The organism is Sphingomonas sp. IC-56, from assembly GCF_021043375.1.
Classification (GTDB): Bacteria; Pseudomonadota; Alphaproteobacteria; order Sphingomonadales; family Sphingomonadaceae; genus Sphingomonas.
Genome location: NZ_JAJNDV010000006.1, coordinates 163,242 through 177,935 on the forward strand (window position 1 = coordinate 163,242; position 14,694 = coordinate 177,935).

Genomic DNA, 14,694 nt, shown 5'->3' on the forward strand with positions numbered 1-14,694 from the left:
AGCGGCCAAGTCGATACCGTGAGGCAAGATGAGTCAGGTCGATCTGGACATGAATTCCGGCGTGCTGGCGCAGCGTCTCATGCAATTGCATGCGATGCTGCCGGCGCTGACGTCGCGCGTCCTCGAAACGCAGCAGACTTGCGACGAGGCCGTGCGCGCCTTATCCGAGGGCAGTCTGGAACAGATGCTCCGGGCGAAGGACGCAATGACTCACCGCGCCAGCGTCGCAACGGTTATCCAAGGCCGCCAGGCACGGGCGCAGTTCATGCCGGAGAACTGGTTCTCCGATCCGGCCTGGGATATCCTGCTTCACCTCTACGAGGCGCATCTCGATGGCGTCGAGCGCACGGTTGGCGACCTTGGCAGCTTTGCGAACACGTCGCCTGCCACCACCAATCGTTGGCTGGACGTGTTGTTCTCGCGCGGCTGGATCAGCCGCCGCCGCTGCGAGCGCGATCAGCGCCGCACCTTTGTCTCGCTGACGGAAATCGGAACGAATACCGTAGACGCCTATTTCACGCATCTGCGCCAGCCCGCCGGCCAATAACCTGCATGCGCCGCGGCGGGGCGCCTCTCCGGGAGCTCTGCCTGTGATCGCCCTTTTCCAGCGCCTGGGGCTGCTGTCGCTCGTCCTCGCTCTTTGGGCAATGCCGGCTTCGGCATGCACCGTTGCGTCGCCCCCGACCTCGGACCTGGGCAGCTATTCTCCCGGCGCGATCAAGGACCTTGCCGTCACGCGGGTCGGCAAGTCCGGCGGGATCGATTGCAGCGGCACCGTGCTGTCCGTGCTCGGCGGCAACGTGCTGACGGCGACGATCAGCAACACCAACAGCTTCAAGCTCACATCGGCGAACAAGCCCGACGGGGCGTTCCAGGTCTATCCCAGCGCCACGAGCCAGACGGTGTTCGCCGAGAATGTGGCCGTGAACTTCCTCAACCCACAAGTGATCGACCTGCTCGGTCTGCTGGGCAACAGCCCCAGCAGCATCCCGCTCTACATCAAGCCGACCAGCACGACCGCGCTGATGCCCGGCGTCTATCAGGGCGCCTTCCGGGTCACCTGGGCGTGGAAGTTCTGCTCGGGCGTATGGGTGGGTAACAGCTGCACCCTGGGCACGCGCACCGAAGGCACGCAAAGCGCCAACATCGCCTTCACCGTCACCGTTGCGCCCAAGCCACTGACCGTCGCGATAAGTTCGATCACCACCTGGGACCCCGTCACCCAGACCACCAACCCCAAGGCGATCGTCGGCGCGAAGCAGCGCATCACGATCGTCGTGACCAACCCCGACATCATCCCGGCAGACCCGAACACGGTGCGGATCGAACTTCCGGTGCAGGCGGGCACGGCGGTCGCACTGGAAGGTGACGGGGCAAGCAGCGGCAGCGCAATCAGGTTCGCAGACGGCGCGACTGCCTCGAACCTGGCCTTCAGCTATGTCGGCCCCGGTGACATGAGCGACGATGTGGATTTCTTCAGCGCCGGAGTGGGCTGGGCCTACGTGCCCACGCCAGGCGACGCCGCCTCGCAGTCCATGGTCACCAAGATCCGCCTAAAACCCCGCGGCACATTCGCGCCCAGATCTTCGTTCAGCGTGACGCTGCCTTACGTGATCAAATAGCGTCTGTAGGCTGACCTTCAGAGCAGCCCCTACCCGCCTCGCAGGAGCCGCATCACCATGGCGCGGATGCGACCGTAATTGCCCTCGCGCAGGGGGCCGAGGACGCCGTGCTGGTTGGCGTCGAGGAACGCGAGGGGATGCCCCTTTGGGCGGAAGACATAGTGGTCGAACCACGCACTCCATGCCGCGCGCTCGGCCGCCGGCCGTTCGGCTATTGCAATCATCGCCAGCAACATGGTCGTGTAGGGTTGGTCTGGCCCCGCAGCGAAGCCGTCCCACCAGAAGTTCACCAGCATGTTGACGCTGCCCGCCGCGTCCACCTGGTGCCACCACAGCTTTGGAATGTAGATCGCGTCCCCTGGCTCCAGTTCGGCTACCAGCGCCCGGTAGCGCGCCTGCTCGAAGCGGGGATATCGTTCATCCCGAGCGCTACTCGCTGCCGCCAGGCTGATCGGCTGGCCAGCCATGGTGTGGTCGATTGGTCCGACATAAAGATCGCTGATTGCGCCTGGCGGAAACAGGGTGAAGCGCCGCTTCCCCGCAACCACGCAAGCAACATTGTCCATGGTGTCATAGTGACACGGGATCGACGACACATGGCCGATCCAGAAACGCGGCCGCACCGGTGGCGGTATGAAGGGAAGCGGCGTCAGGCATTCGACACCGGGCAAATAGGTCTCTGAGGTCAGCGACCCCATGTACAAGGTGTCGTGGCCCGGCGTGTCCGCAGTCTCAAGGATGCGCCGCAGCGCGTCCCTGAACGGCAGCGTCTGGTGATCGAAGTTGAACCTGCGAAGCTCGGCATCGGCGTGACCATAGCTTCCCTTGATCTCCGCTTTGCCGACGAACAGATCGGCATCCTTGCCCGCGTCGAAGGCTAGAAGCTGCTCCGCTGCCGACCCGACATCCCCACAGGAGACGATCGGCCAATGCCGGGCCGCCCCCCGCACGACGACGGGCTCGCATCGTTCCATCACGGCTGCCTGGAACGCCGCCGGATCGAGGAGCGCGGACGCATCAACCTGGCTCGGGACCGGGTTCACGCCGGAGCGCTCGTCAGCTGGTCGTTGTACCGCCGGGCAAGCCGGCGAACATGGATGATGGACGATGCCTGGGCATAGGCAAGCTGCAGGTCCCCCTGCCTGAACAGGTCGAGCACGGCGGCATCCGGCAGCGCGTGCAAGCGGTCCAGGCTCACCGTGTAGAGCCCGTCCAGGTCTATGTGGCTGCCATCGTCGAAGCGTAGGTTGACGTCGATCGGCTCCAACAGCTTGTGATGAAGAAGCCGCTGGATCACCGCGTCGGTCGCGGGAAGACCTGTCTGCAACCTGCCAAGCGCCTGCTGGACGCGCCGGAGCGCCGCACCTGGCTCGCCGGCATCGTCGAACAAGCGCTCTCCGTCAGAACCTGCAAAGACCGGATGGTCACGATTGATCACGATCCGGTCCTCCACCAGGTAAAACCCCTGACGTTCCAGATCGGCTGGCCGATAGCCGGGAAGCCGGCCGTCAACGCAACTGAGATTCTCGCCCGGGTTCAAGCCCAGGACGACGCCCGCGTAGAAGCCACCGGTTTCGGCATGTTTGGTAAAGAAGATCGGGAAGTCGTGCGAAGCGGCGATGAACTCGTCGGCCACGATCTGGGCAAAATGGCGACTCGCGTCCGGAGCCTGCGAGACGCGAAGCCCGGCGTGCTGCTCGACGTTCAAAGTTTCCCAGTTTTCCAATGCGCTTCCCCTCCGACCGGACTTTGCTCCTGGCGTGCGACGTCATGCACCGCCCCTACGCCCTCGCCAAGGGTGGATCATTGCTCAGACTATAAACTTGCATCCCCCGGCAGCTTTGATACTGTTACCGCTAACTTGCTCCGGAGATGATGGGGATCAGCTCTGAATCGCCGGCAAGTTCACCGTCGTGATCCCTCACCGCAGAAGGGGCGCGACTGAGAGAGGGGATGATGGAATGGCTTTATTGATCTCGAGTCGTGCGCGTACTCAGGGGTGGGCGGGAGCGCTGCCTGCACTTGCCGGCGCGACCAGCCTCCTGGCCTTGGCCGCGGCTTCGCCGGCCTATGCGCAGGTTCAAACCGATCCGTCGGCGACCGGCGCGATGCAGGATGCCGGGCCGGACAGCGGCACCGAAGAAATCATCGTAACCGGCCTTCGCGGCTCGCTTCAGCGCAACCTCGATATCAAGCGCGAATCCTCGGGCGTGGTCGATGTGATCTCCGCCGAGGACATCGGCAAGTTCCCCGATTCCAACGTCGCGGCGTCGCTCCAGCGCCTGCCGGGTGTCTCCATTCAACGCTCTGGCTCGCGCGGCGAGCCCACCGGCATCACCGTTCGCGGCTTTGGCGGCGACTTCAACACCACGCTCTATGATGGTCGCCGCATCTCGACCGCGACTGGCGGACGTCAGATCGACTTCAGCACCGTGGGCGTCGACTTCATCGGCCAGCTGAGCGTGATGAAGACGCCGGACGTTTCGCTTTCTTCCAGCTCGATCGGCGCCACCGTCGACATCCAGTTCCCGAACGCCTTCGATCACCCCGGCTTCCGCCTGGCGGCGACCGGATCGGGATCAATCCAGGACCGCGCCGACAAGATCGTTCCAACCGGCGGGCTGCTGATCAGCAACACCTTCGCCGACGATACGATCGGCGTGCTGGCCGACGTGATCTACACCCGCCGCGACACCGACACCAATCGCGTCTATGTGTCGGGTTGGCCGGGCGGCAACTTCGCCCCGTGCCAGCTCACCGCGGCATGCACGCCGGCGCAGGCTGCTAACAGAACCCTGCCGGGCTGGTTCCCGCAGCAATATGGTGCTGAGCAGCAGCGCGTGCGCGACGAGCGCGTCGACGCCCGCATCTCGCTGCAATACCATCCGTCCGAGGACCTGATGGTCACGCTGGACAACAACTTCTCGCGTCAGAATGTCACGCAGGACAATTACGCGTTCGGCGTCTGGTTCAACCAGGGCGACCTGCGCAATGTGACGCTGGATGAGAACGGCACCGCCGTCGACTTTACGCAGGCCGGCACGCCGACCGACTTCACCGCCGCGCTGAACACGCAGATCCTTCAGACCAACCAGACCGGCCTGAACATCGAGTACAAAGCCTCGGAAAACCTGACGCTTGAGGCCGATGTTGCCTATGCCAAGAGCTGGCTGAACCCGGGCGACACCATCGGCAGCCAAAATGGCGATATCGGTTATGGCGGCGATCTGAGCAACACGCTGCGCTTCACCGTCGATGGCGACAGCAAGAGCGCCTTCCCGACGATCAGCAACTTTGGGCCTGCGGGCAATGGCGCGAACTGGGCGAACCAGGCGCTGATCGGATCGCACGTCACGGTCAACCAGACGCAGAAGAATACCGATGATCTTGTCCAGTTCCGCGGATCCGCGACCTGGAAGCAGGACAATCTGACGCTGAAGGCGGGCGGCCAATATTACCAGGACACGTTCAACTTCCGCAACCAGAGCACCTTCACCAACAATTTTTGGCAGGCCTATGCCGGCTATGGTGCACCCTCTGGACGCGGCAGCGGCGTCGCGCCGCTTCCGGCCAATCTGTACCAGGGCTCGATCAGCCTCGATAACTTCATACCCGGCTTCGACGGCAGCCTGCCGCCGTCGGTGTTCGTGTTCAGCCCGGTGGCGTATCAGAACTTCCTGACCGGTCTCGGCAATCCGCAGGCGCAGAACGTCCCCGGCTTCAACTATGGCAGCGTGAACGGGTTCACCGGCACGTTCGATGAAGCTGTCGATCCCGGCAGCATCCTGCGCGTCCGCGAAAAGACCTGGTCGCTGTTCCTCCGGGCCAGCTTCCAGACGGATGTCGGCGGCCTGCCGTTCACCGTTAACGCAGGCGTTCGCAACGAGACCACGAACCTCTCTGCGACCGGACAGGGCCGACTCCCGACGCAAATCGTGACCAGCGCGGCGGATCCGACGCTGCTCACCGTGTCGGCCTATACCGACGTCCAAGGCGTCACGAACAAGAGCTCCTATTCGTATCTGCTGCCAAGCCTTGATGCGAAACTGGAACTCACAGACGACGTGGTCCTGCGCGTCAGCGCATCGCGGACTCTGACACGTCCCACGCTCAACCTGCTGAACCCGGTGTTGAACGTGGGCAGCGGCCAGCGCGTCGGCGCCTTGTCCGCCAGCGGCGGCAATCCGAACCTGCGGCCGTATCTGGCGGACAACTTCGACATCGGTGCGGAGTGGTATTATCAGCGCAACTCCTACCTGTCGGCCGGCCTGTTCCTGAAGAACGTCAGCAACTTCATCGTTGGCGGCGTCACGCGTCAGGCAGTCAACGGCGTGGTCGATCCGACCACGGGGGCGGCAGCAAGCTTCGCAGTGTCGCAGCAGGTCAATGGGCCTGATGCAACCGTACGGGGTATCGAACTCGCCTGGCAGCACGTGTTCGGCAATTCGGGCTTTGGCTTCCAGGCCAACGCTACGCTGGTCGACACCAACCGGCCCTATGATGACACCAACATCTCGCAGACCGGCTTTGCGGTAACCGGGCTCGCCAATTCGGCGAACTTCGTCGGCTTCTATGACAAGTCCGGTTTCCAGATCCGGGCCGCAGTGAACTGGCGCGACAAGTACCTGCTCCAGTTCGGCCAGAACCAGAATACCGGTTCGTTCGGTGCGGAGCCGACCTTCGTGAACCAGAGCTTCCAGGTCGATCTGACCACCAGCTACGACGTCACGAATAACTTAAGCGTTTTCGCCGAGGCGCTGAACCTCAACAACAACCAGCAGAGCACGCATGGCCGCTACAGCAACCAGCTGCTCGACGTGTTCGACTATGGCCGGCGCTACACGCTGGGCTTGCGTTATCGGTACTGATCCTTCCCAGTACTGATCTTACCTGGGCAGGGTGCGCATCGGTGCGCCCTGCCCCTTGTTTCGCATCGGGCAGGCCTATGCACGAGATCAAGAATATCGTGATCGTGGGTGGCGGCACGGCCGGCTGGCTGACCGCCGGCGTCATCGCCGCTCGCCATCAGGGCAGGCGTGCGCAGGGTTTCACCGTCACGCTGGTGGAGTCGCCGAACGTGCCGATCATCGGCGTCGGCGAAGGCACCTGGCCAACGCTGCGCACCACGCTGCGCAAGATCGGCGTGTCGGAAACCGAATTCTTCCGCCAGTGCGACGCCGCCTTCAAGCAGGGCGCGCGTTTCAATCGCTGGACCACGGGCGCAGCCGACGACGGCTATTACCACCCGCTGATGCTGCCCCAGGGCTTTGCCCAGACCAACCTGGTCCCGCACTGGCTGGCGGCCGAGGACGGCGAAAGCTTCTGCGACGCCGTTACCCCACAGGGGCGGATTTGCGACGCGGGCCTTGCACCGAAGACCGTCGCCACTGCGGAGTTCGAGGGCCCGGCGAACTACGCCTATCACCTCGATGCCGGTAAATTCTCCTCCTTTCTTCAACGCCATTGCTGCGAGAAGCTGGGCGTCAGGCACGTGCTTGCCGACGTCACCGATGTGCACCTGACCGAGAGCGGAGACATCGACCGCCTCGAGACGCAGCAGGGCGTCACCATCGCCGGCGACCTGTTCGTCGACTGCACCGGCTTTGCCGCCCTGCTGATTGGCAAGACGCTGGGCGTCGGCTTCCGCGACTGCAACGACGTGCTGTTCTGCGACACCGCGCTCGCAATGCAGGTCCCCTACGACCATCCCGACGACCCGATCGCCAGCCACACCATCTCCACTGCCCAATCGGCAGGCTGGATCTGGGATATCGGCCTGCCCACCAGGCGTGGCACCGGCCATGTCTTCTCCAGCAGCCACACCAGCGTGGACGAAGCCGAACGGGCACTACGCGAGTATGTCGGCCCCGCTGCGCGCGACCTGCCGGTCCGACGCCTCGCCATCCGCTCCGGCCACCGTGAGGTCTTCTGGAAGAACAACTGCGTCGCAGTGGGCCTTGCCGCGGGGTTCCTCGAGCCGCTGGAAGCCTCTGCGATCGTCCTGATCGAACTCTCGGCCAAGATCATCGCCGAGCAGCTTCCCGCCTGCCGGGAAGTGATGGACCCCGTCGCGCGTCGTTACAACGACACGACCCATTATCGCTGGGGCCGGATCATCGACTTTTTGAAGCTGCACTATTCGCTGACGAAGCGGACGGACACCGACTTCTGGCGCGACAATCAGCGTGCCGAGACGATCCCCGACCGCCTGCGCGAGCTGATGTCGCTGTGGGAATATCACGCGCCCTGGCTCCACGACGAGTTCGACCGCGCCGAGGAAGTGTTTCCCTCCGCCAGCTACCAATATGTCCTCTACGGCATGGGTCATCGCACCATGGTGCCCTCGGGCAGCTTCGAAGCCGATGCCGAACAGGCCGCGCGCCTCCGCCGTGAGAACAAGGCCTATACCGATCGCCTGCTGCACGGCCTGCCCCAGCACCGTGCGCTGATCGACAAGATCGTCCAACATGGCCTTCAGCCAATCTGAACCGCGGAGCGAATTGATGCTTAACCGAACCACTGCGCTTACCGCATTGCTGGCCGGACTGTTCACAGCCTCGGGTGCCTATGCCCGGCCCCGGCTTGACGGCGCGATCGGCGATCATGCGATCCTTCAGCGCAACCAGCCGATCACGCTGGCCGGCAGCGCCAGCCCGGGCGAAACGGTGATGATCAGCCTGGCTGGCCGCAGCGTCAGCATCGCCGCCGACCGCGACGGCCGGTTCAAGGCGCAGCTTCCGGCCCTCCCCGCCGGCGGCCCCTACACGCTTACCCTGGCGGCGCCCAGCGGCGCCACTATCCTCAACGACATCCTGATCGGCGACGTCTTCCTGTGCTCGGGCCAGAGCAACATGGAGATGAAGGTCCGCGAAGCGCAGAGCTTGTTTCCAGAGGCGCATCCGCCCCTCGACACCCGCCTGCGCCTCCTGACCGTCGCCAAGAAGACCGCGGTAACGCCGGCCAGCAAGTTCGACACCGTGCCCGCCTGGGAAATCGCCAGTCCCGAAGCCGCGTACAATTTCTCCGCCGCCTGCCTGTACATGGTCCAGTCGCTGCGCCGCGATACCGACGTGCCGGTCGGGGCGATCCATTCCAGCTGGGGTGGCTCACGGATTAGTGCGTGGATGAGCGACGCCGCCCTGCGCAAGGGTGGCCTCGGCGATCAAGCCGACCTGCTCGCTCTCTATGCCCGCGATCCCGTCGCGGCGACGCGGCGAACCTCGAGCATCTGGGAAGGCTGGTGGCGCGCCGGCAGCGGCGACGCGGCCGGTAAGGAACCCTGGCAGCCGGGCGCCGCGCTCGAATGGCGGCCCGTCCCCGCCTTCACCAACTTCGAAAGCTGGGGCGTTCCCGAACTCGCCGATTATAACGGCATGCTCTGGTATCAGCGCACGGTCGAGCTCACCGATGCGCAGGCTCGCGGCGCCGCGACTCTGTCGCTCGGCATGATCGACGATGCCGACCGCACCTGGGTGAACGGCATGGGCGTCGGCGGCACCAGCCTGGCCGGCGCGCCACGCGTCTATGTCCTCCCCGCCGGCACGCTCAAGCCGGGCCGCAACGTCATCACCGTCAATGACGACGACGTGTATGCGTTCGGCGGCATGCTGGGTCCGGTGGAAGCGATGCGATTGACCTTCGCCGACGGCACCAGCGTGCCACTCAGCACCGACTGGCGCTATGCGATCGCCAAGCGCGTGGCCGGCAGCGCGCCGCGCGTGCCGTGGGACGACATCAACGGCGCGGGTACCTTGTTCAACGCGATGATCGCGCCGCTCGGGCCGATCCGCCTCGCCGGCTTCGCCTGGTACCAGGGCGAGTCCGACACCGGCATCCCTGGCTATGACCGGCGCCTGCGCGCCTTGATCGAGGATTGGCGCACCCGCTTCGGCACGCCGACGACCGCCTTCGCGATCGCGCAGCTCGCCAATTATGGCGGGCCCGCGACCGCACCTTCCGAAAGCGGCTGGGGCGATGTGCGCGACGCGCAGCGCCGCGTCGCCGCGACCGACCCGCATGTCGGCCTGGCCGTCACGCTCGACATCGGCGACGCACAGGACATCCATCCGGGCGAAAAGCGCCTCGTCGGCCAGCGGCTTGCCCAGGCGATGCGCGCGGCGATTGCCGGCACGCCCGGTGGCCGGGCAGGCCCTGCCATCGCCTCGGCCGAGCGCCAGGGCACGAACATCGTGCTGCATTTCTCCGGGGTGAAGGGTGCGCTGCGCACCACCAGCTCGGACCAGGCGATCGGCTTCGAACTTTGCGGCAGCGCACCGGGCAGCTGCCGCTATGCGGCGGCGCGGGCTGCGGGCAGCGACGTGACCGTCACCGGCGACGGCAAGCCGGTCACCCGGGTGCGCTATGCCTGGGCCGACGCGCCGGCCACCAACCTGTGGGACGAGGCGCACCTGCCGGTCGGCACGTTCGAGATCGCCGTCCCCTGAACGCCCCATCACGGCGTGCACGCAACCGGGCACGCCACTTCACTGCGGAGCACAGATTCATGACCAGCAAAGCAAGCCGCCTGATGGTGTCGGCGGCAGCGCTTGCCCTCGCCCTTCCCCTCGTTCCGGCGCTCGCCGGCGGGCGCGATGACGCCGCGCCGGCTGCAAGCGTCGATGCCGATCCGGCGATCGCGAAGGCCAAGGCACTCGTTGCGCGCATGAAGCTGGAGGAGAAGCTTCCCCAGCTGCTCAACGTCGCCCCGGCTATCCCGCGCCTCAACGTCCCGGCCTATAACTGGTGGACGGAATCGCTTCACGGCGCGCTGGGCCCGCTTCCCGCGACCAACTTCCCCGAACCGATCGCGCTCGCCGCCAGCTTCGACGCGCCGATCGTCCACGACGTCGCCGCCGCGATCAGCGTGGAAGTCCGGGCGCTCCACACCCTTGCCCGCCAGACCGGGCGCACCGGCCGGATGGGCAGCGGGCTCGACACCTGGTCGCCCAACATCAACATCTTCCGCGATCCGCGCTGGGGACGCGGCCAGGAAACCTATGGCGAGGATCCCTTCCTCGCCGGCGGCCTGGGCTCAGCCTTCATTCGCGGCATGCAGGGCCCGAACCCCGATCGCCCGCACGTGATCGCCACGCCCAAGCATTTCGCCGTCCACAGTGGCCCTGAGTCCACGCGGCACGAAGCCAATGTTTTCGTTTCCGCCTACGACCTGGAGGATACCTATCTCCCCGCCTTCCGTGCCGCGATCGTCGATGCGCGCGCCGGCTCGGTCATGTGCGCCTATAACCGCATTGACGGGCAGCCCGCCTGCGCGAGCGATCTGCTGCTGAAGGACCATCTCCGCGAAGCCTGGGGCTTTCGCGGCTATGTCGTGTCCGATTGCGACGCCGTGAAGGACATCGCCGACAACCACAAATACGCCCCCGACGGCGCTGCCGCCGTCGCCGCAGCGATGCGCGCGGGCGTCGACAGCGAGTGCAATGGCGAGACGCTGTCCGACACCACCGGCCTGGAAAACCGCTATCGCGAGGCGCTGGGCCGCGGCCTGATCACCCAGGCCGATGTCGACACCGCCCTTATCCGCTTGTTCACCGCCCGCTTCCGCACCGGCGACCTTGCCGGGCTGAAGGATGCGCCAGCCGCAATCCCGCCCAGCGCTGTCGGCAATCCCGAGCATCGTCGCCTGGCGTTGACTGCGGCGGAAAAGACCATGGTGCTGCTGAAGAACGACGGCGTGTTGCCGCTCAAGCCCGGCCTGCGCGTGGCGGTGATCGGCCCGCTCGGCGACGCCACCCGCGTGCTGCGCGGCAACTACTCCTCGGCACTGTCCGGCCCGCCGGTGTCTGTGCTGGAGGGCCTGCGCTCGACCCTGGGTACCCCGAACGTCACCCTGGTCCCGTTCGGCGAGTCCGTCACCGATGGTGACCGCGTGCCGACTTCGGCGCTGACCACGCCCGACGGCAAGCCCGGCGTGCTCGCCCGCTACTACAACCCGACCACGCCGCTTCCCACGCTGTTCGCCCCGGGCACCCGCGAGAAGCGCATCGAAAGCGTCGTGTACCAGAGCGATCCCGTCGTCACGCGGGTCGAGCCCGATGTCGGCAATCGCAACCTTGAACTCGCGCCCGTCGCCGATGTGCACAAGACGGTCTGGACCGGCTTCCTCACCCCGCCCGAGACCGGCACCTACCGCGTCGGCCTTTCCGGCGCGGGGGGCACCCTGACGCTGGACGGCCGCATGATCTCGGACCGGCGCAAGGCGCGCTGGAACGACTTGCCCGGCATGACGACACTCACCCTCACCGCCGGGCGGCGCTACGCCATTCGCGTTGCAGGCAGCGGCATCGATCTGGTCTGGAAGCGCGTCTCGCCCAATCCTGCCGCCGAACTGAAGCGCGCCGCGGCGTCCGCCGACGTGCTCGTCGCTGTGGTGGGCCTCACTTCGGATCTCGAAACCGAGGAAAATGGCGTGAAGGTCGAGGGGTTCGAGGGCGGCGACAAGACCTCGCTCGACATCCCCAGCGACCAGCGCGCGCTGCTCGAACAGGCGCGCGCCACGGGCAAGCCAATCGTGCTCGTCGCGATGAACGGCAGCCCGATCAACCTCGCCTGGGGCAAGGACAACGCCGCCGCCATTCTCGAAGCCTGGTACCCCGGTGAAGTCGGCGGACAGGCAGTGGCCAACATCCTGTCAGGCCGCACCAATCCCGCCGGGCGCCTGCCCCTCACCTTCTACCGCAGCGTCGACGATCTGCCGCCGTTCGGCGACTATTCGATGAAGGGCCGCACCTATCGCTATTTCACGGGCACCCCGGTCTACCCGTTCGGCCATGGGCTCAGCTACACGCGCTTCGACTATGCGCCGCTGAAGCTCACCCCCGCACGGGGTGGCGCGGAAAAGGGCCTGCGCGTGACCACCACCGTGACCAACAGCGGCGGCCGCGCCGGTGAGGAAGTGGCGCAGCTCTACCTCTCCTTCCCCGACCGGCCGGGCCTCCCGCGCCTTGCGCTGCGCGGTTTCCAGCGCGTGTCGCTGAAGGCCGGCGAGAAGCGGCAGCTGACCTTCGACCTGTCGCCCCGCGATGTCAGCAGCGTATCGCCAGAGGGTCGGCGGCTGGTGATGCAGGGCGCCTATCGCGTCACAGTAGGCTCGGGTCAGCCCGGAACCGGCGTGGCGGGCCAGAGTGCCGCCTTCACCGCCAATCAATCAGCAGAGTTGCCCAAGTGAAGCGCCTGTTCCTCTCCGCCTGCGCCCTGCTCGCCCTCGCCAGCCCGGCAAGCGCCTCCGACGATCCGCTCGCTCCCACTGGCCGGTGGAGCGCCAACACCGATGGCAACGCGCCCACCCCGCCCATGGGCTGGAATAGCTGGAACGCGTTCAACAGCGACGTCGACGAAGTGAAGGTACTCGCCTCGGCCGAGGCACTGGTCGACAAGGGGCTGGCCCGTCTGGGCTATCGCTACGTCAACATCGACGATGGCTGGTGGCTCAAGCGTCGCCAACCGGACGGGCGGATGCTGATCCGCACCAGCCACTTTCCCTCTGCCAAGACCGGCAGGAACCCCAGCTTTCGCCCGCTCACCGATCGCCTTCACGCCATGGGGCTGAAGGCGGGCATCTATTCCGACATCGGCCGCAACAGCTGCGGCCAGATCTACACGCCCGACTTCAAGAACCAGCCCGAGGGCAGCGTCGCGGAGCGTGAGGTGGGCCTCTACGGCCATGTCGACAAGGACATCCGCCTCTACTTCGCCGAGTGGAACTTCGACTATATCAAGGTCGACGCCTGCGGCATTCGCGGCCTGCCCGAGGATGCTCCACGAGTACGCTCGGGCCTCTACAGGACACTCAACCCGCTGGTCGACATGGCCTCGCTCGGCGGCTCCGACGTTGCCGGCGTGCGCAAGCTCTATGAAGAAGTTGGCGCGGCTTTGAAGACCCGTGCCGCCGGCCGCGACTATGTCTTCTCGCTCTGCCTCTGGGGCGCCGGCGATGTCCGCACCTGGGGCAAGGATGTCGGCAACCTGTCGCGAACCAGCGATGACATCCAGCCGGTCTGGGCGCGGATGCTCACCAACCTCGACACGGTCACTCACCGCGCGCTCTATGCTCATCCCGGCAGCTGGAACGATCCGGACATGCTGTTCGTCGGCACCGGCGACTTCGACCAGGCTCATCTGGTGGAGGCGCGCTCGCACTTCACCCTCTGGGCCATGCTCAACGCGCCGCTGATCATCGGCTATGACCTGCGCAAGCTGACGCCCGAGCTGCTCGCGATCTTCGGCAACGCCGACCTCGTCGCGCTGAACCAGGACCCTGCCGGCAACCAGGCGGTGCTCGCCTATGACTCCGACGACGTTCAGACCTTTGTGAAGACCCTGGCCAGCGGCGACAAGGCAGTCGCGCTGTTCAATCGCTCCGCCGTCCCGATGAAGGTCGTGCTCACCGCCGAGCAGCTCAAGATGCTGGCCGACGCCGACATTCGCCTGCGCGACCTGTGGAGCAAGCAGGAGCGCAGCTTCCGCAAGGAACTGCCACTCGAACTCGCCCCACACGAAACGCTTGTCTTCCGCGCGAGCGGCACCCGCCGGCTGCCGAATGGCCTCTATCTCTCGGAACAGCCCGGCGCCGTGAACCCGGCCGAGGACGGCATTCCCATGCCGCAGGCCGATCCCACCATTCACCACTCCGTCACCCCTTGGACCTCGACCCGCGGCCCCGGCGATCATCCCCAATATGGCGGCTGGGGCGGCGCCGAGCCCGACCGCGCGCCTTATGGCCTGCCGCTCCGGATCGCAGGCACCGCCTTCGACACCGGCATCGGCGTTCTCGCCAATTCGCGGCTGGAGGTACGCAATACCGGCTTCTCGACCTTCACCGCGATGGTCGGCGTCAATGACACCGGCCGGCGGCAACAGGGCGCGGTGACGTTCGAAGTCTGGGGCGACGGCAAGCTGCTCACTCGCTCGCCCGCCAAGGCGTTCGGCGACCCCGCCGAGCCGCTGCGCGCCAACATCGTCGGTATCCGGATCGTCGAGCTGGTGACCCGCGACAGCACCGGCAAGACCGCGCCTCAACCGGCAAGCTGGGCCGACGCTGCCTTCACGCGCTGAG

The 14,694-nt window shown here is 65.9% G+C and carries 9 protein-coding genes; 7 read left to right on the forward strand and 2 right to left on the reverse strand.

Annotated elements, in window-relative coordinates; all coding sequences use genetic code 11:
• Positions 1-28: 28 nt before the first annotated feature.
• A complete protein-coding gene (locus tag LQ953_RS10235) occupies positions 29-547 on the forward strand; it encodes a MarR family transcriptional regulator (protein ID WP_231030696.1) in 519 nt (172 codons plus the stop codon).
• 43 nt (positions 548-590) lie between these two features.
• Positions 591-1,622 carry a spore coat protein U domain-containing protein gene (locus tag LQ953_RS10240; protein WP_231030698.1) on the forward strand — a complete coding sequence of 344 codons (1,032 nt, stop codon included), beginning with the start codon at positions 591-593 and terminating at the stop codon, positions 1,620-1,622.
• Between the two features lie 29 nt (positions 1,623-1,651).
• On the opposite strand, the gene LQ953_RS10245 is transcribed toward LQ953_RS10240, so the two are convergent.
• Both LQ953_RS10245 and LQ953_RS10250 read right to left on the reverse strand, forming a co-directional pair.
• Positions 1,652-2,665, reverse strand: coding sequence for a cupin-like domain-containing protein (locus tag LQ953_RS10245; protein WP_231030699.1), 1,014 nt, complete (start codon positions 2,663-2,665; stop codon positions 1,652-1,654).
• Positions 2,662-3,330: a SapC family protein gene (locus LQ953_RS10250; RefSeq protein ID WP_231030700.1), complete on the reverse strand. Its 669-nt coding sequence runs from the start codon at positions 3,328-3,330 to the stop codon at positions 2,662-2,664. The genes LQ953_RS10245 and LQ953_RS10250 overlap by 4 nt, the downstream gene beginning before the upstream one ends.
• Before the next feature lie 253 nt (positions 3,331-3,583).
• Between LQ953_RS10250 and LQ953_RS10255 the strand changes: the two genes are divergently transcribed.
• From LQ953_RS10255 to LQ953_RS10275, 5 genes are all read left to right on the forward strand, one after another.
• Complete coding sequence (locus LQ953_RS10255) at positions 3,584-6,490, forward strand: TonB-dependent receptor (RefSeq protein ID WP_231030702.1); 2,907 nt, start codon at positions 3,584-3,586, stop codon at positions 6,488-6,490.
• A 77-nt stretch (positions 6,491-6,567) separates the two neighbouring features.
• Positions 6,568-8,109: a tryptophan halogenase family protein gene (locus LQ953_RS10260; protein ID WP_231030704.1), complete on the forward strand. Its 1,542-nt coding sequence runs from the start codon at positions 6,568-6,570 to the stop codon at positions 8,107-8,109.
• A 16-nt stretch (positions 8,110-8,125) separates the two neighbouring features.
• The gene (locus tag LQ953_RS10265) at positions 8,126-10,066 is read left to right on the forward strand and encodes a sialate O-acetylesterase (protein ID WP_231030706.1); all 1,941 of its coding nucleotides are present in this window, start codon (positions 8,126-8,128) and stop codon (positions 10,064-10,066) included.
• 59 nt (positions 10,067-10,125) lie between these two features.
• A complete protein-coding gene (locus LQ953_RS10270) occupies positions 10,126-12,807 on the forward strand; it encodes a glycoside hydrolase family 3 C-terminal domain-containing protein (protein WP_231030708.1) in 2,682 nt (893 codons plus the stop codon).
• The gene (locus tag LQ953_RS10275) at positions 12,804-14,693 is read left to right on the forward strand and encodes an NPCBM/NEW2 domain-containing protein (RefSeq protein ID WP_231030710.1); all 1,890 of its coding nucleotides are present in this window, start codon (positions 12,804-12,806) and stop codon (positions 14,691-14,693) included. The genes LQ953_RS10270 and LQ953_RS10275 overlap by 4 nt, the downstream gene beginning before the upstream one ends.
• Position 14,694: the final 1 nt, after the last annotated feature.